Source organism: Hymenobacter aquaticus, assembly GCF_004765605.1.
Lineage (GTDB): Bacteria > Bacteroidota > Bacteroidia > Cytophagales > Hymenobacteraceae > Hymenobacter > Hymenobacter aquaticus.
Genome location: NZ_SRLC01000002.1, coordinates 1,072,906 through 1,092,857, shown reverse-complemented (window position 1 = coordinate 1,092,857; position 19,952 = coordinate 1,072,906). Strand labels below are relative to the sequence as shown.

The 19,952-nt window shown below is 63.8% G+C and carries 15 protein-coding genes and 1 riboswitch; of the genes, 9 read left to right on the top strand and 6 right to left on the bottom strand.

Annotation, left to right across the window (positions count from 1 at the left end; all coding sequences use genetic code 11):
• Positions 1-9 precede the first annotated feature (9 nt).
• Complete coding sequence (locus E5K00_RS17355; protein ID WP_245328330.1) at positions 10-1,242, bottom strand: acyl-CoA dehydrogenase family protein; 1,233 nt, start codon at positions 1,240-1,242, stop codon at positions 10-12.
• 223 nt (positions 1,243-1,465) lie between these two features.
• Here E5K00_RS17355 and E5K00_RS17350 point away from each other — a divergent pair, with 223 nt between their 5' ends.
• Entirely contained in the window at positions 1,466-3,205 is a 1,740-nt protein-coding gene (locus E5K00_RS17350) for an APC family permease (RefSeq protein WP_135464544.1), read from the top strand.
• 359 nt (positions 3,206-3,564) lie between these two features.
• Here E5K00_RS17350 and E5K00_RS17345 read toward each other — a convergent pair whose 3' ends face one another.
• Complete coding sequence (locus E5K00_RS17345) at positions 3,565-6,057, bottom strand: TonB-dependent receptor (RefSeq protein ID WP_245328329.1); 2,493 nt, start codon at positions 6,055-6,057, stop codon at positions 3,565-3,567.
• Positions 6,058-6,154: 97 nt separating this feature from the next.
• Positions 6,155-6,263: riboswitch (TPP riboswitch) on the bottom strand.
• Positions 6,264-6,473: 210 nt separating this feature from the next.
• On the opposite strand from E5K00_RS17345, the gene E5K00_RS17340 reads away from it, so the two are divergent.
• Positions 6,474-6,716, top strand: coding sequence for a hypothetical protein (locus E5K00_RS17340; protein ID WP_135464542.1), 243 nt, complete (start codon positions 6,474-6,476; stop codon positions 6,714-6,716).
• Between the two features lie 124 nt (positions 6,717-6,840).
• Here E5K00_RS17340 and E5K00_RS17335 read toward each other — a convergent pair whose 3' ends face one another.
• The 4 genes from E5K00_RS17335 to pnuC are packed head-to-tail and all read right to left on the bottom strand — an operon-like array spanning position 6,841 to position 9,378.
• Positions 6,841-7,272, bottom strand: coding sequence for a GNAT family N-acetyltransferase (locus tag E5K00_RS17335; RefSeq protein WP_135464541.1), 432 nt, complete (start codon positions 7,270-7,272; stop codon positions 6,841-6,843).
• Positions 7,273-7,274: 2 nt separating this feature from the next.
• A complete protein-coding gene (locus tag E5K00_RS17330) occupies positions 7,275-8,162 on the bottom strand; it encodes an aldose 1-epimerase family protein (RefSeq protein ID WP_135464540.1) in 888 nt (295 codons plus the stop codon).
• Between the two features lie 35 nt (positions 8,163-8,197).
• A complete protein-coding gene (locus E5K00_RS17325) occupies positions 8,198-8,752 on the bottom strand; it encodes an AAA family ATPase (protein WP_135464539.1) in 555 nt (184 codons plus the stop codon).
• Positions 8,752-9,378: a nicotinamide riboside transporter PnuC gene (gene pnuC / locus E5K00_RS17320; protein ID WP_135464538.1), complete on the bottom strand. Its 627-nt coding sequence runs from the start codon at positions 9,376-9,378 to the stop codon at positions 8,752-8,754. The genes E5K00_RS17325 and pnuC overlap by 1 nt, the downstream gene beginning before the upstream one ends.
• A 123-nt stretch (positions 9,379-9,501) precedes the next feature.
• On the opposite strand from pnuC, the gene E5K00_RS17315 reads away from it, so the two are divergent.
• The 7 genes from E5K00_RS17315 (at position 9,502) to E5K00_RS17285 (ending at position 19,940) form a co-directional block, all read left to right on the top strand.
• Positions 9,502-9,825, top strand: a complete 324-nt coding sequence (locus E5K00_RS17315; RefSeq protein ID WP_135464537.1) for a rhodanese-like domain-containing protein — start codon at positions 9,502-9,504, stop codon at positions 9,823-9,825.
• Between the two features lie 126 nt (positions 9,826-9,951).
• The gene (gene hrpB / locus E5K00_RS17310) at positions 9,952-12,486 is read left to right on the top strand and encodes an ATP-dependent helicase HrpB (protein WP_135464536.1); all 2,535 of its coding nucleotides are present in this window, start codon (positions 9,952-9,954) and stop codon (positions 12,484-12,486) included.
• A 443-nt stretch (positions 12,487-12,929) separates the two neighbouring features.
• Positions 12,930-14,402 carry an IMP dehydrogenase gene (gene guaB / locus E5K00_RS17305; protein ID WP_135464535.1) on the top strand — a complete coding sequence of 491 codons (1,473 nt, stop codon included), beginning with the start codon at positions 12,930-12,932 and terminating at the stop codon, positions 14,400-14,402.
• A gap of 192 nt (positions 14,403-14,594) precedes the next feature.
• On the top strand, positions 14,595-16,691 hold the full coding sequence (locus tag E5K00_RS17300; protein WP_135464534.1) for a GAF domain-containing SpoIIE family protein phosphatase: 2,097 nt from the start codon (positions 14,595-14,597) through the stop codon (positions 16,689-16,691).
• Between the two features lie 14 nt (positions 16,692-16,705).
• A complete protein-coding gene (locus tag E5K00_RS17295; protein ID WP_135464533.1) occupies positions 16,706-17,035 on the top strand; it encodes an STAS domain-containing protein in 330 nt (109 codons plus the stop codon).
• A 20-nt stretch (positions 17,036-17,055) separates the two neighbouring features.
• Positions 17,056-17,469: an ATP-binding protein gene (locus tag E5K00_RS17290; RefSeq protein ID WP_135464532.1), complete on the top strand. Its 414-nt coding sequence runs from the start codon at positions 17,056-17,058 to the stop codon at positions 17,467-17,469.
• A gap of 170 nt (positions 17,470-17,639) precedes the next feature.
• A complete protein-coding gene (locus tag E5K00_RS17285) occupies positions 17,640-19,940 on the top strand; it encodes a peptidylprolyl isomerase (protein ID WP_135464531.1) in 2,301 nt (766 codons plus the stop codon).
• Positions 19,941-19,952 lie beyond the last annotated feature (12 nt).

Genomic DNA, 19,952 nt, shown 5'->3' with positions numbered 1-19,952 from the left:
CAGAACATTTTACTTAAACGCCTGAATCCCGGTGATGTCGGCGCCGGTGATGAGCAGGTGGATGTCGTGGGTGCCTTCGTAGGTGATGACCGACTCCAGGTTCATCATGTGGCGCATGATGGGGTACTCGCCGGTGATGCCCATGCCGCCGTGAATCTGGCGGGCTTCGCGGGCTACGTGCAGGGCCATGTCCACGGAGTTGCGCTTGGCCATGCTGATCTGGGCGCTGGTGGCTTTGCCCTCATTCTTGAGCATGCCCAGGCGCCACACCATCAGCTGGGCCTTGGTGATTTCGGTAATCATTTCGGCCAGCTTTTTCTGCTGAAGCTGGAAGGCGGCAATCGGCTTGCCGAACTGCTCCCGCTCCAGCGAGTACTTCAGGGCCGACTCGTAGCAGTCGATGGCCACGCCGATGGCGCCCCAGGCAATGCCGTAGCGAGCCGAATCGAGGCAGCCGAGGGGGCCGCGCAGGCCTTCCACGTTGGGCAGCAGGTTTTCCTTGGGCACCTTCACGTTGTCGAACACCAGCTCGCCGGTGCAGGAGGCGCGCAGGCTCCACTTGTTGTGAATTTCGGGGGTGGTGAAGCCTTCCATGCCGCGCTCCACGATGAGGCCCTTGATGCGACCCTGCTCGTTTTTGGCCCACACCACGGCCACCTGGCACTCGGGCGAGTTCGAAATCCAGAGCTTGGCGCCGTTGAGCAGGTAGTAGTCGCCTTTGTCCTCAATCTTGGTCACCATGCCGCCGGGGTTCGAGCCGTGGTCGGGCTCGGTGAGGCCGAAGCAGCCGAGCCACTCGCCCGAGGCGAGCTTGGGCAGGTATTTCTTGCGCTGCTCTTCCGAGCCGTAGGCGTAGATGGGGTACATCACCAGGGAGCCCTGCACCGAGGCCGTGGAGCGCATGCCGGAGTCGCCGCGCTCAATTTCCTGCATAATCAGGCCGTAGCTGATGTAGTCGAGGCCGCCGCCGCCGTACTCGGTAGGGATGGTCGGACCAAACGCGCCCACGTCGCCGAACTTCTTGACGATTTCGGAGGGGAAATGATTGTCCTGGGCCCACTTTTCGATAGAGGGGCTGATTTCCTTTTTGACAAAGTCGCGGATGCTCTGGCGGATGAGCTTGTGCTCTTCGGTCAGCAGGCCGTCGATGTCGTAATAGTCGGTGAAGCCGGCGGCGTTCAAAGAGCCACGGTGCTGCTCGGCTTTAGCCTTGGGCGAGAGGACGTCGGATTGGGATGACATAGCTGGGGGTTGGGTGGGAATCAGCCTCAAAGATAGAAGTTTCAGAATGCAGAACAGGCGGTTCGCGGGGTTGGTTCGACCGGAATGAGGCGGCGGCCCGGTTTCGGCCAGCGGCCCAGCCAGCCGGAGCACCCGACAGTTTTTGCGGTTTTTATATTCAAAAAGGCGCATTTTGCCGTAGAGGGTCCACCACCCTGCCGCTCTTTCCCACCCGTTCCGCCATATGAGTCACGAAAAGAAACTAAACGAGCTGGAAGCCACGGCCATCTGCGGCAACGACATTTCCTCCTCGTGCCTGTACGTGTCGGCCCTGGCTATTGCCTACGCCGGGCAGTACGCCTGGATTGCCCTGCTCATCGTGGGGGCCGTGCTGTACCTGTTCCGCTCGATTTACGGCGAAGTAGTGGGCGCCCTGCCCCTGAACGGCGGGGCCTACAACGTGCTGCTGAACACGACCAGTAAGCGTAACGCCGCCCTGGCGGCCTGCCTGACCATCCTGTCGTACATGGCCACGGCCGTTATTTCGGCTTCCGAGGCCATGCACTACCTGCACACGCTCTGGCACGGGCTGCCCATTATCGGGGCCACGCTGGGGCTGCTGGGCTTGTTTCTGGTGCTTACCATCCTGGGCATTTCGGAGTCGGCGAAGGTGGCGGTGGCCATTTTTCTGGTGCACCTGGCCTCGCTCACGCTGCTGGTGGGCAGTGCCGTCTGGTATTTGGCCACCAACGGGCTCGACAACCTGCACCTCAACTTTCAGCTGCCGGTGCGGGGCGGCAGCATCGTTACGGCCCTGTTTTTCGGCTTCAGCGCGGCCATGCTGGGCATTTCGGGCTTCGAAAGCTCGGCCAACTTCGTGGAGGAGCAGGCCCGGGGCGTGTTTGCCAAAACCCTGCGCAACATGTGGGTGGTGGTCAGCTTCTTCAACCCCGTCATTGCCTTTCTGGCCATTGCCGTGCTGCCCATGACGCAGGTGGGCGAACATACCGAAACCCTGCTTTCCCACCTGGGCACCACCACCGGCGGCCGGTGGCTGGGCATGTTGATTTCGGTGGATGCCGTGGCCGTGCTCAGCGGGGCCGTGCTAACCTCGTTCGTGGGCGTGAGCGGGCTGATGAAGCGCATGACCCTGGACCGGATTCTGCCCCAGTTCTTCCTGCGGGAAAACAAGGCCGGCAGCAACTACCTGATTCTGCTGACCTTTTTCCTGCTCTGCGTGTCGGTGCTGCTTATTACGGGCGGGCAGCTCGGGCCGCTGTCGGGGGTGTACACCATTTCGTTTTTGTCGGTTATGGCGTTTTTCGCCCTGGGCAACTTCCTGCTCAAGAGCAAGCGGCCCCAGCTGCCCCGGCCGGTCTACGCGGGCATTTTCACCGTGCTGCTGGCTTTCATCGGCATCTTGCTGGCCCTCTACGGCAACATCAAGATTCACCCCGACTACCTGATTGTGTTCCTGCAGTACTTCCTGCCGACGATGGCCCTGGTGTACATCATGCTCAACCGCACGGCCATTCTGAACCTGGGGCTGGCGGCCGTCAACTCGTTTGCCGAGCACTCGCCGCGGTTTTCGCGCCTGGGGCGGCTGTTCGTGCGCCGGCAGCTGCGGGAGCTGCACAAGCAGGAGTTCGTCTTTTTCACCAAGGGCGACAACGTCTCGAACCTCAACAAAGTCATGGCCTACGTGGTCGAAAACGAGTTTACCAACCGCCTCAAAATCGTGACGCTGCTCAAGCCCGGGGAAAAGTTTCCGCAGGAGCTGCTGACCGACATCCGGGTGCTGGACCGCGCCTACGAGCAGATTGAGGTGGATTTCGTGACGATGGAAGGCCATTTCGGCCCCAAGCTGATTGAGGAGCTGTCGGCGAAGTGGAATATTCCCAAGAACTTTATGTTTATCGGCTCCCCCGGCAACCAGTTCCCTTACCACATTTCCGAGCTGGGCGGCGTGCGGCTCATTATTTAATGTGCTGATGTGGGGAATGTGCTGAAGTGCTAATTTTTAATGTGGGGAATGTGGGGAATGTGCTAATGTGCGAAATGTGAGTAATGTCTACTGCGAGGCGTAATCCATTCCGCGCCTCAAGCGGCGTCAATCCGTCCCCTGAAAGGTGGTGAGCCTTCTAATGTGAAAAGCCCCTTACTACCGCGTGGCGTAAGGGGCTTTCTGGTAAAAGGTCATTAGTCACTAGCAGAGGACAGATTAGCTACGCTGTTCTTCGGGTGCTTCGCGCCTCACAATGACACATTCGCACATTCTCCACATTTCCCACATTTCCCACATTTCCCACATTCCTCACATTCCCCACATTAAGTATTAGCACCTTAAAACTTCACGCCCACCGAGGCCAGGAAATTGCGCTTGGCCTGGGGGAAGTAGTAGGTGAACGTCTGCTGCTGCCCGTCGCCGTTGGGGTAGCCGTAGGTGTAGCCGTTGGCTTCGTACTCGCGGTTCAGCACGTTGTTGACCAGCAGGCCCAGCTCGATTTCCTTCACGAACGTGGGCCGGATGGTGTAGCGCAGGCGCAGATCGAGCACCTGGTAGGCATCCAGGCGCTTGGTGGCGCTGGCCGTGTTGTCGAGGTACTGCTGGCCCACGGTTTTGTAGAGCAGCGCCACACGCAGGCCTTTCAGCGGCTGGCCTTCCAGGGTGTGGGCCGAAACCACCGAGGGCGAGTAGGAAATAGTGGAGTTACGCCCTTCCGAAGCCGTTACGGGCTCGTAGTTCGCGTCGTACACCGTTTCGCGGAAGTTCAAAATCCGGTTGCGGCTCAGCGTCAGGGTGCTGCTCAGGCTGATCAGGTCGTTGGCCGAGGCAAAGCCCGTCAGCTCGATGCCGGTGCGGTAGCTGCGGGCCACGTTGGTGCGCAGGGCCGTGCCCACGTCGTTTACCCGGCCGGTGGCCACCAGCTGGTTGCGGTAGTTCATGTAGAAATAGTTGGCCTCGAAGCGCAGGGCGGTGTGCGGCCCCAGCACGCTGGCCTCGGGCCGCGAAATGCGGTAGCCGGCCTCCAGATCGTGCAGGCGCTCGGCCTTCACCGGGTCGGCGCCGGCGGCGGGGTCCACGAAGTCGGAGCGCACCGGCTCGCGCTGGGCCACGGCGAAGCTGGCGTAGAGCTGCTGGCCTTCGCCCAGGGCAAAGGTGGCGCCGGCCTTAGGGTTGAAGAAGGTGTAGCGGGCCCGGGTCGTCACGTCCACGTTGCCGCGCACGGCACCCGCCGCCCCCGGCTTCGACTCTACCCCATCAATGGCGTAGTCGATGTGGCGCACCTGCACGTCGGCGTAGACGCCCAGCTGGGGCAGCACCTGGTAGGTGGCGCGGGCGTAGGCGTTGTAGTCGGTTTTGGTGGCGTCGTTGAAGTAGTAGCGGTGCCGGATGCCGCCGTTGGAAGCATACTGGGCCCAGATAACCTCGCCGTAGTGGTCGTTTTTGAACTGGTTCCAGGCCCCGCCCAGCGTGGCTTGCAGCTTGTCGTTGGCCCGGGGCTGGTAGTTCAGGGCGAAGGTGCCGCCGTAGAAGTAGTTATCCAGCCACTTCTGGTCAATCAGGTTGGTGCGCTTGATGGTTTGCGTGCCGATAACCACGTTGTCGAGGCTGTAGTTGTCCAGCTTCCGGTCGGCCCGGTAGCTTTCGTAGTAGCCAAAGCCCCGCGTCAGGTGCAGGGCCGCGCCCAGGCTCCAGTCGGTGCCCAGGGCCTGCGAAAGGTGCAGCTGGTAGTGGTTCTGCTGGTAGTTGTCGGTCTGGTTGTCGTAGGTGTAGTAGCTGAAGCGCCGGCCTTCCTGCAAGCCGCGCGCGGCCGCCTCCTCGGTCAGCTCGCCGTTGTCGACAAACAGCTGGAGCAGCTTCCGGTCGCCGGTCAGGATGGGCTCGGGCACCCCGTTCCACGACTGGTAGGTTTTCTCGCGGCCCGAGAAGGTGATGAACTTGAGCAGCGTGTTTTTGCTCTGGTAGCCGGCCGAGAGGTAGTACGACTTCAGATCCGACGCCGCCCGGTTCATGTAGCCCTCCGACACGATGCGCGACAACCGCCCATCGACCAGAAAGTGGCCGCCCAGCAGCCCCGTGCCAAACGACACGTTGTTTTTCCAGGTGTTGAAGGAGCCGAAGGTGTTCTGGGTTTCGGCGTAGGCCTCGGTGCGGTTCTCGAAGGTGGAGATGTTGATGCTGGCCCCGAAGGCCGCCCCGCCGTTCTGGCTGGTGCCCACCCCGCGCTGCACCTGCAGGCTGCTCACCGACGAAGCCAGGTCGGGCAGATTCACCAGAAACGAGCCGTGCGACTCGGCGTCGTTCAGCGGCACCCCGTTGATGGTCATGTTGATGCCCGTGTTGCTGGTGCCCCGCACCCGGATGTCGGTGTAGCCCACGCCCGCCCCGGCATCCGAGGTGACGACCACCGAGGGCGTCTGGTCGAGCAGGTAGGGAATGTCCTGGCCGAAGTTGCGCTTGGCCAGGTCCTGCTTGCCCAGGTTGGTGTAGGCCGTGGCCGTGCGCTCGTTGGCGCGGCTGGCCGTTACCAGGGCTTCGCCGGTAAGCACCGCGCCGCCGGGCCGGAGCCCCAGGGCCAGCTGCTGCTCGGCAGTTTGGCCCTGCACGGCCTGCGAGAGGGCCTCGTAGCCCAGGAAAGTGATGCGCAGCTCGTGCGCGCCGGCCGGCACGGCCGGCACGGCAAAGCGGCCGGCGGCATCGGTAGCGCCTACCACGGCGCCATCGAGCAGCACCGTGGCGCCGGGCAGCACGGCCCCCGAGCGGGTGTCCGTTACGGTGCCGGCCACGGGGCCTTGAGCCAGCGCCGCGGTGGGCGCAAGCAAGGGAAGCACCAGTGCGGCGCTGCCCAAAACCAATACATTTTTCAAGGATGAAAAAAAGAAAAAATGGAACGGGCCCTGCGCCAGGGGTCGGCACAACGGGTTTTCACGCTCGCGGATCGTTTGTTCCCTTCGCCGGCATTACCCGGGCAGGTTCAATGGGTATGATCTCAGCCCCACGGCAGCAAGCCGCTGGTAGGGCACCCCTAAAACTATGCTGCAAAGCTAGAGCGCCCGGCGGGGAGTTCCAAATCAGATGTGGCCGGACTTTACTTTGGCCTGGAAATCAAGTATATTAGGCTAGCCGCCGGGTGTAGGCGAAAAATTACGGCATCCGAAAACAACAACCCGGTACGCTCCGTTAGCTTTTCACGTCCCGTCGGCCCTGCTCTGCTTTTCCCGTCGCCTCTAGCTTTCTTTCTCCCGCCATGATCAGCCTCGTCTACACTCTCGTGGTATTCGCCATCCTGGCCTACTTCATCGTGGCCCCGCGCCACCGCTACCAGCAGCCGCCCTACTCCGACGGCGACGATGACGGCGGCGAACCGCTCGATGACGGCCTGCCCGACCTGGACCTGCCCCCGGGCATCTCCCGGCCCATCAACGACTGGGAGCCCGACTACGGCCACCCCACCACGCCGGCCCGCCCCCTGGAAACGCTTACGCTCTGACCACTTATGGCCCGGAGCCTGCGCCACCGCGGCCTTTTTGCTTTCCCACCCCTGGTACATCGTGGCTGATACCGGGGCCGGGAAAGCAAAAAGGCCGCTTTTGGTTGTCGGGAGCCGATGAAGCTTACAGCGCCAGCCGCATGCGCTGGTACGGAATGTCGCCCTTGTAAAAAACCGGGCCCTCGGCTGCCATCCCGAAGCGCTGGTAGAAGCCGCTGGCCTCCTGGCGGGCGTCGCACCCCAGGCGGCGGGCCCCGCGCTGCCGCGCCACCTCCAGCACCCGGCCCAGCAGCGCCGAGCCAATGCCCTGGCGCTGGTAAGCCGGGTAGGTGGCAAACTTGCGGAACCGGGCTTCACTTCCTTCCACGAACAGCGAAATTACGGCCACCAGCTGCCCGTGCACGAAAGCCCCGAAATGCGCCCCCGCCGCGTCGTTTTCGACCCGCACGTAGGCGTAGGGCTTGGCGGGCCACAGCACCTGGTGGCGTAGCGGGTAGGTATCCGGGGCCGAAATCGGGCGGATGTCGACGGGTTGAGACGGGACGCGGGCCGGCATGGCTACCCGATGGTCATGGCGTACTCGGCGCGGTAGTGCTGGTTTGGCGCTAAGCTCAAGATTCCCTCTTTATCCGCCAGCTCGACGGGGCTGCCCACGCTGCCCGCAATGCCCTGCCAGGGCTCGATGCAGACAAACTCGGCCCCGGGCCCTTTGGTCCAGAGGCCCAGGTAAGGAAACCCGTCGAAGCGCAGGCGCACGGTGCGGTCGGAGGCGAAGCTGCGCAGCGTCAGGTGGGTGAAGTCGAAGTGCTTAAACACTAGCGCGTCCTGGGCAAACAGGTCGTAAGTCAGGGGCATTTCGGTTTCCTGGTGCAGCACCGGCGCGGTGCGGCCGTTGAGCAGGCCCCCATCCAGCAGGTGGCGCTCCAGCGTCACGGGGTGGTCGAAGTGGAAGAAATAGTCCTCGAACTTTTCCTCCCGCATCAGCGGGCAGCGGAAGGCCGGGTGGGCCCCGATGCTGAACAGCAGCTCGGCGGCCGGGTCGGGGTTGTGCACGTGCCAGCGCACCGTGAGCGTGGCCCCGCGCAGCTGGTAGCCGATGCGCAGCACAAACTCGAACGGGTACACGGCCCGGCTGGCCGCGTCGGCCCGCAGCTCGAAGGTCAGCTCCTCCGCCGTCTGGTGCACCAGCGCAAATTCCCGGTCACGGGCAAAGCCGTGCTGGGGCAGGCAGTACTCCTGGCCCTGGTGCAAATACGTATCCTGGGGCAGGCGGCCCACTATCGGGAACAGCACCGGCGCGTGCCGGCCCCACACGGCCGCGTCGGCGGGCCAGATGTACTCCAGGTCGGGGGCTTCGGGCAGGTCTTTGCGGATAAAGCTGCCCAGCTCGGCCCCGTGGGCGTGCACCTGGGCACGGCAATAATCGTTTTCGAGCGAATAAGTCATACAGGAAAGCGGTGCTAACGTTGGCAAACCCGGTTCTACGGCCGCATGGGCCGGGGCAGCGGTTCGGCGGGATATTTTTCGGCCAGCAGCGCATCCACGAAAAAGCAGGCCTGGGCCAGGCGCTCCTCGGGCGTACCGCTGATTTCGGCGAAGCGCGACATCTGCCCGCTCAGCTCGGCGTGGTAGATGCCGTAGAAATACTGCCGGTGGTGGGGGTGCTCCCGCAGCGGGTCGGCCTCCCAGGGAATGTCCACGCCCAGCAGCAGCACCAAATCGTAGTGCTGCTGGGCAATGCGCTGCTTCACCCACTCGGGGCACTCACCGAAGGCATGCTCGGCCCAGACCTTGATAACCAGCAGGTCGGTGTCGCAGAACACCACGCGGGTAGCGCGGGCGGCGGCTTCCTCCTCGTTGGCTACCTGCCCCCGGGCAATCAGTTCCAGGTCGGCCAGGGTGTAGCCGGCACCGTGCGTTTCCAGGTACTCGCGGGCGTATTCCGGGGCCCAGGTGGTGTGGTAGTGCGCGGCCAGCTGGCGGCTGAGCGTGGTCTTGCCCGTCGATTCGGGTCCGGTGAGAGCAATGCGCAGCATCAGGCAGCCGTAGGGGCGGAAAGTTGCGCGGCGCGGGCGGCCCGGCGCCACTCCACGTAGCCGTACGCGGCCAGCACCAGGTACACGGCATACAGCCCGCTGGTCGGGTAAAGCTGCTTATACCACAGAATAGGCACGTAGATGGCGTCGACCAGAATCCAGATCAGCCAATTTTCCAGGCGCTTGCGCGTGAGCAGGTACTGCGCGCCCATGCTGCCGGCCGTCGTGAAACTGTCCCAGTGCGGCAGGGCGGCGTCGGTGTTGTGTTGCAGATAGTAGCCGAAGCCCAGGGTAAACAGGGCCACGCCCGCCGCCACGGCCACCCACTCCCAACGGCGGGTGCGCGTCACGTGCAGGGCCGTGTGCCGGGCCCCGCCGTACAGCCACTCGTACCAGCCATACACGCTGATCAAAATGAAAAAGCCCTGCAGCATGCTGTCGGAGTAGAGCTGGCTGCGGTAATACACCACCGCGTAGAGGCCGCAGCTGACCATAGCCACCGGGAAGTTCCAGATCGACTCGCGGGCGGCCAGCCACACGCAGGCAAACCCGGTCAGGACGGCAATCCACTCCAATGGGGTACCGCCGGCGGCGGCAGTCCAGAACTCGTACAGGGAATGTAGCAACGACGAAGGCTAAGAAGACGACAACCGGGAAGAATACGGCCCGGCCAAACCGGGGCGCGGCCAAAGCTAACGACACACCCGCTAATTTTACGGGCTCATCACAATTTTGCTCTGCTCCCGCCTATGCTGCCCGACATCACCCCCGAAGACCTGCACGCCCGCCTGCAGCAAGGCCAGGCCCTGCACCTGCTCGATGTGCGGGAGCCCATGGAATACGAATACTGCCAGATTGCGGGCAGTGCGCTCATTCCCCTGGGCGACCTGACCCGGCGCTGGGAGGAAGTACCCACCGACCGGCCCGTGGTGCTCATCTGCCACCACGGCGTGCGCTCGGCCCAGGCCCTGGCCTTTTTGCAGCACCGCTACGGCCTGAGCAACCTACTAAACCTGCGCGGCGGCATCCACGCTTGGTCGGTGCGCGTCGACCCGGAGGTGCCGGTGTATTAATTCCGGTGAGGTGGTGAAATGGTGAGTTGTCGTTCCAGTTGCGCCATATGCGCAGAGCGGCGCCAGCTGAACATCAAACTCACCACCTCACCATTTCATAAACTCACCACCTCACCACCTCCCCGCTTGCGCCTGCCCGACCTTCCCATCTGCGCCGCTCTGCCCGAGCTGCTGGCTACCCTGGCCGCCACCAACTGCGCCGTGCTGCAGGCTCCGCCCGGCGCGGGCAAAACCACCGTCGTGCCCCTGGCCCTGCTCGAAGCCGACTGGATGCCGCCCACCGGCCGCATTATCGTGCTGGAGCCCCGGCGGCTGGCGGCCCGGGCCGCGGCGGCCCGCATGGCCAGCATCCTGGGCGAGCCGGTGGGGCAGACCGTCGGCTACCGAGTCCGGCTGGAAAGCCGGGTGTCGGCCCAGACCCGCATTGAGGTAGCCACCGAGGTCATTCTGACCCGCATGCTGCAAGACGACCCCGCCCTAGAAGGCGTGGCGGCCGTGCTCTTCGACGAGTTTCACGAACGCAGCCTGCAAGCCGATCTGGGCCTGGCCCTGGCGCTGGATGCCCAGGCTGTCCTGCGCCCCGATCTGCGCCTGCTCATTATGAGCGCCACCCTGGAAGCCGAGCGCCTCGGCTCCTGGCTGCAAGCCCCGGTGGTGCGCAGCGCGGGCCTGATGCACCCGGTTTCGACGCACTACTTGTCGCCGGCCCGGGTGGCGGCGGCCGGTAGCCGGCCCAATGAGCGCCTGGCCGACCTCACGCCCGCCCTGGTGCGCGAGGCGCTGAGCAAGCACCCCGAGGGCGACGTACTGGTGTTTCTGCCGGGCCTGGCCGATCAGCGCCGCACGGCCGAAAAGCTGGCCGGAGCCGTTTCCGCCGCCACCGACATTCACGTGCTGCACGGCGAATTGCCGGCCGAGCAACAGGATGCCGCCCTGCGCCCCGCCCCCCGGGGCCGGCGCAAGATCGTGCTGGCCACCAGCATTGCCGAAACCAGCCTCACCATCGAGGGCGTGCAGATTGTGGTGGATGGCGGCTACGCCCGCGTCCCGCAGTTTGAGCCCCGCACCGGCCTGACGACCCTGGCCACGGTGCCCGTCAGCCAGGCCGCCGCCGACCAGCGCCGGGGCCGGGCCGGCCGCCTGGGCCCCGGCACCTGCTACCGCCTCTGGACCGAGGCCGAGCACGCCCTGCGCCCCCACCACCTGCCGCCCGAAATCCTAACCGCCGACCTCAGCGGCCTGGCCCTGGAGCTGGCCCTCTGGGGCACCCACGACCCGGCTTCCCTGCGTTGGCTCGACGCGCCACCGGCCGCCGCCCTGGCCCAGGCCCGGGAGCTGCTCGTGCGCCTGGGCGCGCTGACCCCGGAAGGCCAGCCCACCGCCCACGGCCGCGCCCTGGCCGGCCTGGGCCTGGTGCCGCGCCTGGGCCACCTCGTTATCCGGGGCAAGGAAGTGGGCCACGGCGCTACAGCCTGCGCCCTGGCCGCCCTGCTCACCGAGCGCGACATCCTGCGCCTGCCCGACGGCACGCCCGCCCCGCCCGACCTGCGCCTGCGGGTGGAAGCCCTCAGCACCGGCCGGGCCCCGCTGCCGGGCCTGGTGCCCGATGCCGGGGCCGTGCGCCGGGTGCGCGAAGCCGCCGCCGTGCTGCGCAACCGCGCCCACGTGCGCGACACGGCCCTGGAGCCCGATGCCGCCGGCCTGCTGGCGGCCCTGGCCTACCCCGACCGCCTGGCCCAACGCGAAACGCCCGAGCGGGTGCGCCTCATCACGGGGCAGCGGGCCGCCCTGCCGGCCGAGCATTTCAGCCAGGGCACTACCTTTTTTGCCGTCGCCCACCTCGATGGTCCGCCCCACGCGCCCCGGGCCGCCCTGGCCGCCCCCGTCGAGCGCGACGAGCTGGAAAAGCATTTCGCCGACTTGATTGAGGCCCGGGAAGAAGTGCGCTGGGATGCCGCCGCCGGCCGCGTGGTGGCCCGCCGGATCCGCCGCCTCGGGGCCGTTACGCTCTCCGAAACCCCATTGGCCCAGCCTAGCCCCGAAGCCGTGGCCGCGGCGCTGCTCGAGGGCCTGCGCCTGGGCGGCGTGGCCCGTCTGCCCTGGTCCGATGAGGCCCAGCAGGTGCGGGAGCGGCTGGCCTTTGCCCACCACCTGGCCCCCGACGCGTGGCCCGACGTGTCGGACGACGCGCTGCTGGCCGCCCTGCCCGACTGGCTGGGCCCCTACCTGGACGGGGTGCGCACCCTGGCCGAAGTCAACCGCCTGCCCCTGGGCGAGGCCCTGCTGAGCTGGCTGCCCGGCGGCTGGGTGCAGCAGCAGGAGCTCAACCGGCTGGCGCCCTCCCACTGCCCCGTGCCCAGCGGCTCCAGCATCACCCTCGACTACTCCAACCCCGAGGCCCCGGTGCTGGCCGTGCGCCTCCAGGAGGTGTTTGGCCTGCTCGATACGCCCACCGTGGGCCTCGGCCGGGTGCCCCTCACGCTCCACCTGCTCTCCCCGGCCCGCCGCCCGGTGCAGGTCACCCGCGACCTGCGCAGCTTCTGGACCACCGGCTACTTCGACGTGCGCAAGGACCTGCGGGGCCGCTACCCCAAGCACCATTGGCCCGACAACCCGCTGGAAGCCCCCGCCACCCGCGGCACCAAGAAACGCCCGGGGTAAGTCATCCGAACGATGTAGAGACGCAACCTTGCGTCTCGGCGTTGGACGACAGTCGTTTGGAACGGCGCGGCCGACAAAACGCAAGGTTGCGCCTCTACAGCGGGCATGGGTTTCGGCTGAACTTCTTACCTACCTAGCCGAAAACAGCTTTTGGTATTTCTTCCAGTTGCTGCCGTAATAATGGGTAAAGGGTGCCTATACAGTGCCTATACGGATCCTATACGGCGCGGCAAATCGTAACAAAGGCTGAATTATAGGATAAAACTATGAATAGCGGTTTGCATCTGCCTGCCGTATCCGGTCTGAAGGCAGCAATAGCAGCCTTACTCGGGCTGTAGCTTTACAGCCTTAATTACCCCGTTATTCAAACCTTAACATCCACTTACCCAAAAATTCGTCGTAGATTTGCCTGGCAATAAGCGGAACCTAATCATCTTATTGCCATGGCCCACGCGCTGCCCAAAATTGCCTTCGAGGCGCTTACCTACGACGACGTCCTGCTGCTACCTGCCTATTCGGAGGTACTGCCCCGCGACGCGGACACCAGCTCCCAGCTTACCCGCAACATCCGCCTGAAGCTGCCGTTCGTCTCGGCCGCCATGGATACCGTCACGGAAGCCGATATGGCCATTGCCATGGCCCAGGAAGGCGGCATCGGCATCATCCACAAGAACATGAGCATCAAGGCCCAGGCCGAGTTGGTGCGCCGCGTGAAACGCTCGGAGAGCGGGATGATCCTGGACCCGTTTACCCTGGAGGAAACCGCCTCCCTCGGCGACGCCAAGCGCCTGATGCGCGACAACAAGATTGGCGGTATCCCCATCGTCGACGGCCAGCGCCGCCTCAAGGGCATCCTCACCAACCGCGACCTGCGCTTCGAAAAGGACATGGACCGCCCCGTGGCCGAGGTCATGACCAAGGATAAGCTCGTCACGGCCAACGCCGGCACCGAGCTGGCCCACGCCGAGGAAATCCTCCAGGACTCGAAAGTGGAGAAGCTGCCCGTGGTGGACACCGAAGGCCGCCTGGTGGGCCTCATCACCTACCGCGACATTCGCAAGCGCCGCCGCAGCCCCAACGCCTGCAAGGATGAGTTCGGCCGCCTGCGCGTCGGGGCCGCCGTGGGCGTCACGCCCGATTTGCTGGACCGCGTGGCCGCCCTGGCCGAGGCCGGCGTGGACGTGGTCAGCGTGGATACGGCCCACGGCCACAGCAAAGGCGTGCTCGACGCGGTGCGCAGCATCAAGGCCCGGTTTCCTAAGCTGGAAGTAATTGCCGGCAACGTCGCCACCGCCGCCGGGGCCCGCGCCCTGGCCGATGCCGGCGCCGATGCCGTGAAGGTGGGCGTCGGGCCCGGCTCGATCTGCACCACCCGCATCATTGCCGGTATCGGGGTGCCCCAGCTCTCGGCCGTGATGGAAGCCGCCAAGGGCCTCGAAGGCACCGGCGTCCCCCTCATTGCCGACGGCGGCGTGAAGTTCAGCGGCGACGCGGTGAAGGCCCTGGCCGGCGGCGCGTCTTCCATCATGGTAGGCTCGTTGCTGGCCGGCACCGAGGAAGCCCCGGGCGAGGTGACGCTCTACGAGGGCCGCAAGTACAAGTCGTACCGCGGCATGGGCTCGGTCGAAGCCATGGAGGACGGCTCCAAGGACCGGTACTTCCAGGATGCCGAAGACGACGTGAAGAAGCTCGTGCCCGAGGGCATCGTGGGCCGCGTGCCGTTCAAAGGCGCCGCCAGTGAGGTGCTCTACCAGCTGGCCGGCGGCCTGCGGGCCGGCATGGGCTACTGCGGCGCGGCCAGCATCGAAGACTTGCAGCAGGCCCAGATGGTGCGCATCACCGGGGCCGGCCTGCGCGAGAGTCACCCCCACGACGTACAGATTACCCGGGAAGCCCCCAACTACAGCAGCCGCTAACTTTTCCGGGCAATTCTTGTATAAGGAAGCCAACTGTCAGCGTCGACAGTTGGCTTCCTTTTTTGCATTTTCGCCGGCGAAGTTGCGCCCGTGGCAAAGCCGACAGCCCAAGTTCTGATTCCGGCTGTATCTTGCGGATACATTACGGGCCCCACCTACCGCCGTGCGCCCGGTCGTTTTTTATACCCGTTCATGCCCGTCCGACAGAAACTGAAAGCTATTGTATTGCCCTTCACCGTGCTGAGCTGGTTGATACTGCTTATCAGTACCCTGTTGCATGCCAGTCCGGCCGCCGCCGCCCGCGTGGGTTTGCCACCCCAGTGGGTCACGCTGCTGGCCCAGGCCGCCTTCGTGGCCGGCGTGTTCGTGTACCAGCGCAGCCGCCCCGACCCGTTGCGGGGCACCGACTTCGTGGGCCTGCTGCGCCGCCTGGTGCTGGGGCCCGGCGTACTGGCCACCGTGTGCGTGGGCCTGCACCTGGCCGAGCGCCTGATTCAGTACGAGAACCCCACCACCGACCGGCTGCTGTTTGCCACGATTTACACCGTGAACCTGGCGCTGTTCGTCGTTTTCCTGGCGTACACCAACTATTCCTGGCGCTCTTTGGTGCTGTTTCGGTCCACGGCCCGCCTGCGCCGCGACTGGCTCTGGTTTGAGCTGCTGCTGGGCATCACGCTCCTGTTTCGCCTGTTTGCCTGGACGCCGCCGCTGCCGGTAGCCTACTTTATTATGGGCGGCCTGGCCGTCTTCGGGGTGTATATGAGCGGCAACCAGAAATGGGTAGCCTACCTGAACCGCCGCCAGAAGTGGGAAGTAGTATTCCTGCAGCTGGCGCTGCTGCTGTGCCTGGGTATCTTCACGGTCTACTTCCTGCGCATCGCCAAAGACCCCAAGCTGGTCGCCCCCGAGCCCCAGCACGCGTTTTTGCTGCTCACGGTCTTCTTTGCCGGGTTCTACTCCCTGTCGGGTTTGCTCGTGACGTTCTTCAACCTGCCCACGGCCGGCGTATTTGAGCAGAAGCGCGAGGAAATCCTCAGCCTGCAGCGCCTCACCCAGCTGATTCAGAAGGGCCAGAGCGAGGAGGAAGTGTACCAGATGCTGTTCGAGGCCGCCATTCAGACCGTGGAAGCCGACGCCGCCTGGCTCGACATCGACACCGAGGGCGAATTGCACCTGGCCCAGCGCTTCAACGTCAGCGAGGAGCACGTGCAGGCCATCCGCACCCTGCTCACCGACTACAACCTGGGCCAGATCGAATACCTCAACAACGACCTGCCCAACAGCAACGGCTTCCGCACCCTGGAACTGCCCTACGGCTCCCTGATTGTGATGCCCATGCGCTCGGCCAAGCGCCAGTACGGGGCCCTCTACATGCTGAAAGAGCAGCGCCAGAGCTTCGACCGCGAAAACCTGGGCATCCTGCAAACCTTCACCAGCCAGACGGTGCTTAGCATCGAGAACCTGCAGCTGGTGGCCGCTTCCATCCAGAACGAGCGGGTTAAGGAAGAGCTCAAGATTGCCTCCTCGGTGCAGGACAGCCTGATTCCCAAGGACCTGCCCATCGACAACTGGTTTGAAATCGGCTCCCACGCCCTGGCGGCCAAGGAAGTCGGCGGCGACTTCTACGACTTTCTGCACCTGCCCGGCAAGCGCCTGGCCATCCTCATCGGCGACGTCTCGGGCAAGGGCATCACGGCGGCCTTCCACATGGCCCAGATGAAGGGCATTTTCCACGCCCTGATGCAGGAAAATCCGCTGGCTAAAAACGACCGGGAGAAGTTTCCAGTACCCAGCAAGTTCATGTCGATGGCCAACCAGGCCCTGACTCACTGCCTGGAAAAGTCGTCGTTTATCACCGCCGCCCTCTACATCATCGACTACGAGCACGGGGGCTTCGTCTTTGCCCGCGCCGGCCACTGCCACACGCTGTACTACCACTCCATCAAGGAGGAAGTGTCGTATTTCCGCACGGCCGGCCTGGGCCTGGGCATCATCCGCAACGACGCCTACGAGAAGCACATCAAGAACCAGTTCTACGACTACAACCCCGGCGACGTGATGGTGATTTACACCGACGGCATCGTGGAGGCCCGCGGCGCGGGCCAGGAAGAGTACGGCGAGGAGCGCCTCAAGCAGCAGCTCGAGCACACGTATTATCTGGACGCCAACGAAATCAAGCAGCACATTCTCGACGACCTCAACGAGTTCAGCAAGGGCCAGCCCATGCACGACGACCAGACGCTGCTGGTCATCAAGTTTAAAGCAGCTCAACCAGAAGCCGGCAACTAACGTACAGAGGAGGCATGAAAATAAACCAACAAACCACCGAGAATACCCTTACCCTCAGCCTGGACGGCGAACTGGACGCCAGCTCGTCGGTTTTGCTGGACAGCGAGCTGACCAAGCCCGAGGTATTGGACTACAAAAAAGTGCTGATTGACTGCCAGCGCCTTAATTATATTTCTTCCGCGGGCCTGGGCGTCTTTATTTCCCACCTGCAGCGGTTTCAGGATGCGGGCGTGAAGCTGGTATTCTTCAACATGCAGGAAAAAGTGCATAACGTATTCGAGATTCTGGGCCTCGACGCTCTGATGACCATCGTGCCGTCGGAGGCCGACGCCACCGCTCTTTAAGCCAGGGGTACCAGGAGGGAATGAAAAACGCAATCCGCATCAGTTGCAGCCGCCACAACCTTAAAGTGGTGCGCGATTTTGTAAGCGCCTACCTGGCGACTTACGGCTTGTCGGATTTGCAGCTCAACCAGATTATCCTGGCCGTCGACGAAGTGGTGGCCAACCTGATTATCCACGCCAACCACGAAGACGAGTCGCAGTTCCTGGATTTGCGGCTGAGCGTGGAACAGCAGGTATTCGAGATTGAAATCCAGGACGACAGCAAATCCTCCTACCAACCATCCCTGTACAAAGAGCCCGACCTGCAGGAGCACATCCGCATCGGCAAGAAAGGCGGCGTGGGCATGACCCTGGTCAACCGCATCATGGACCGCGTGGAGTTCGTCACCATTGGCAGCCACAACGTCTGCCGCCTGTATAAACGCATCGTGTAACGCTGAAACCCAGCTAAAAAAGCACTTCGAAACCGAAGTGCTTTTTTTATGCCCGCCGCCGAAACCAGCCAGCAGCGGCGGGCCGAAAAAAATGCGTAAAATTGCGTCAGTCAGCCTTCCGTCCTGTCGGGTTGCGAGGACTGTACGCTTTGTAGTATCTTATTTTTTGTATGCACAAACGCATTTTGTACGCCGGCCCGCTGGCCGCTGCACTGCTGGCCGCTGGCTGCCAGACTACCAAATCGACTACCGCCGCCAAACAGCCTGTTATTGAGACGCTGAGCACCCACGAGGTGCCGGTCGGGGAGTTTGCCTACGTGTACCGCAAAAACAACGGCTCGGCGCCCGAATTCGGCACCCGGCCCAGCGTCCAGGAATACCTGGACCTGTACACCAACTTCAAGCTCAAAGTCCTGGAAGCCGAGCAGCGCGGCCTCGATACCACCCAGGCGTTTAAGCGCGAGCTGGAAGGCTATAAGCAGCAGCTGGCCCAGCCCTACCTCACCGAGAAAAGCGTCACCGACCAGCTGGTGCGGGAAGCCTACGACCGGATGAGCAAGGAAGTCAGTGCCTCCCACATCCTGCTGCGCCTGGCCCCCGACGCCTCCCCCGCCGATACGCTGGCGGCCTACAACAAGATCATGGCCCTGCGCCAGCGCGTGACGGGCGGCGAGGACTTCAACAAAGTAGCCGCCGAAACCTCCGAAGATCCCTCGGCCCGCGACAACGGCGGCAAGCTGGGCTACTTCACGGCCATGCAGATGGTGTACCCGTTCGAGTCGGCCGCGTACCGCACCAAGGTGGGCGAGGTGTCGCAGCCGGTGCGCACCCGCTTCGGCTACCACATCATCAAGGTGAATGACGTGCGCACGGCCCAGGGCGAAATCAAGGTGGCTCACCTCATGATTCGGGCCACGCCCGGCATGCCCAAGGCCGACTCGGTAACGGCCAAGAAAAAGATTGACGAGCTCTACAGCCGCCTCCAGCGCAACGAGCCCTGGGACAAGCTGGTCGCCCAATTCTCGGAAGACGCCGGCTCGGCGGCCAACGGTGGCGAGCTGCCGCCCTTCGGCACCGGCCGCATGATTCCCTCCTTCGAGGAAGCCGCCTTCCGGCTCCAGAAGCCCGGCGACTTGTCGGCCCCGGTGCAGACGCCCTACGGCTGGCACCTGATCAAGCTGATTGAAAAGCAGCCCGTGCCCAAGTTTGAGGACATGGAAGCCTCGCTGAAAAGCAAAGTATCGAAGGACTCCCGCTCGGAGCTCAACCGCACGGCCTTCCTCAAGCGCATCCGCACCGAAAACCAGTTCACCGAAAACCAGGCCGGCAAAGACTACGCGTTTACCAAAGCCGATACGGCGCTGGTGAACGGCCGCTTTAAGTACGCCGCCCCGGCCGCGGCCATGAAGGCCAGCAAGACGCCGGACGGCAACACGACGCTGTTCAGCATCAAGGGCAAGCCGTACGCGGTGAAGGACTTCCTGGCCTACGTGCAGCAAAACCAGCGCGCCAAGGCTGGCTCCGACCCCAAGTTCACCATGCAGCAGCTCTACGACCAGTACGTGGACCAGACGCTGACGGACTTCGAGAAAGCCAACCTGGAAACTAAGTACGAAGACTACCGCATGCTCGTGAAAGAGTACCGCGACGGGATCCTGCTGTTCCAGCTGATGGACGAGAAAGTATGGTCGAAAGCCATTGAGGACACGGTGGGTCTGCAGAAATTCTTTGCCGACAACCAGAGCAAGTACCAGTGGGAGCCCCGCGTGCAGGGCACCGTTATCAGCGCCGCTACGCCCCAGCTGCTGAGCCAGGCCCAGACCCAGCTCAAAGCCGGCCGCTACGAGGTGAAGCGCGTGGTACCCCAGACCGTAACTTTCCTCGTGGGCAAAACCAACGTCATCAAGAATGCCTGGGCCAACCTCGACCGCCTGGCCAGCCGCCTGCAGACCGACACGACCCTGACCCTGACCGTAACGGGCCGCACCCGGCGCGGCGAGTCGGCGACGCTGGCCGCTACCCGCGCCAACAGCGTGAAGTCGTACCTGACGGCCAAGGGAGCCCCGGCCCGCCACATCAAGACCACGACCAGCAAAACTACCTCGGCCGATGGCACGACCCTGCTGAGCATGGTGAGCACCAGCCCCGCCGCCCTGGAAGAAAGCCTGAACGAGCAGAACCCGCTGGCCGTGCAGATTCAGCAGCGCAGCTTCCAGAAAGGCGACAACAAAGTAGTGGACGAGCTCCTGGACAAAGGCCCCGGCACCTACACCGTGAGCAAAGACGGCCGCTACTACGCCGTGACCATCGACAAGGTGCTGCCCGCCGGCCCCAAGACGCTGGCCGAAGCCCGTGGCCAAGCCACTTCCGACTACCAGAACTTCCTGGAAAAGCAGTGGATTTCGCAGCTGCGCGAGCAGTACCCGGTGAAAGTCAACCAGGCGGAAGTCGATAAGCTCGTTACGAAGTAAGAAGCCCGCAAT

Excerpts from the sequence above, each read along its gene's own strand:
- E5K00_RS17330 (WP_135464540.1), bottom strand. The coding sequence starts at position 8,162 with ATGACTTATTCGCTCGAAAACGATTATTGCCGTGCCCAGGTGCACGCC.
- E5K00_RS17350 (WP_135464544.1), top strand. The coding sequence starts at position 1,466 with ATGAGTCACGAAAAGAAACTAAACGAGCTGGAAGCCACGGCCATCTGC.
- E5K00_RS17335 (WP_135464541.1), bottom strand. The coding sequence starts at position 7,272 with ATGCCGGCCCGCGTCCCGTCTCAACCCGTCGACATCCGCCCGATTTCG.
- E5K00_RS17285 (WP_135464531.1), top strand. The coding sequence starts at position 17,640 with ATGCACAAACGCATTTTGTACGCCGGCCCGCTGGCCGCTGCACTGCTG.
- E5K00_RS17295 (WP_135464533.1), top strand. The coding sequence starts at position 16,706 with ATGAAAATAAACCAACAAACCACCGAGAATACCCTTACCCTCAGCCTG.
- E5K00_RS17325 (WP_135464539.1), bottom strand. The coding sequence starts at position 8,752 with ATGCTGCGCATTGCTCTCACCGGACCCGAATCGACGGGCAAGACCACG.
- E5K00_RS17300 (WP_135464534.1), top strand. The coding sequence starts at position 14,595 with ATGCCCGTCCGACAGAAACTGAAAGCTATTGTATTGCCCTTCACCGTG.
- E5K00_RS17315 (WP_135464537.1), top strand. The coding sequence starts at position 9,502 with ATGCTGCCCGACATCACCCCCGAAGACCTGCACGCCCGCCTGCAGCAA.
- E5K00_RS17290 (WP_135464532.1), top strand. The coding sequence starts at position 17,056 with ATGAAAAACGCAATCCGCATCAGTTGCAGCCGCCACAACCTTAAAGTG.
- E5K00_RS17340 (WP_135464542.1), top strand. The coding sequence starts at position 6,474 with ATGATCAGCCTCGTCTACACTCTCGTGGTATTCGCCATCCTGGCCTAC.
- E5K00_RS17355 (WP_245328330.1), bottom strand. The coding sequence starts at position 1,242 with ATGTCATCCCAATCCGACGTCCTCTCGCCCAAGGCTAAAGCCGAGCAG.
- guaB (WP_135464535.1), top strand. The coding sequence starts at position 12,930 with ATGGCCCACGCGCTGCCCAAAATTGCCTTCGAGGCGCTTACCTACGAC.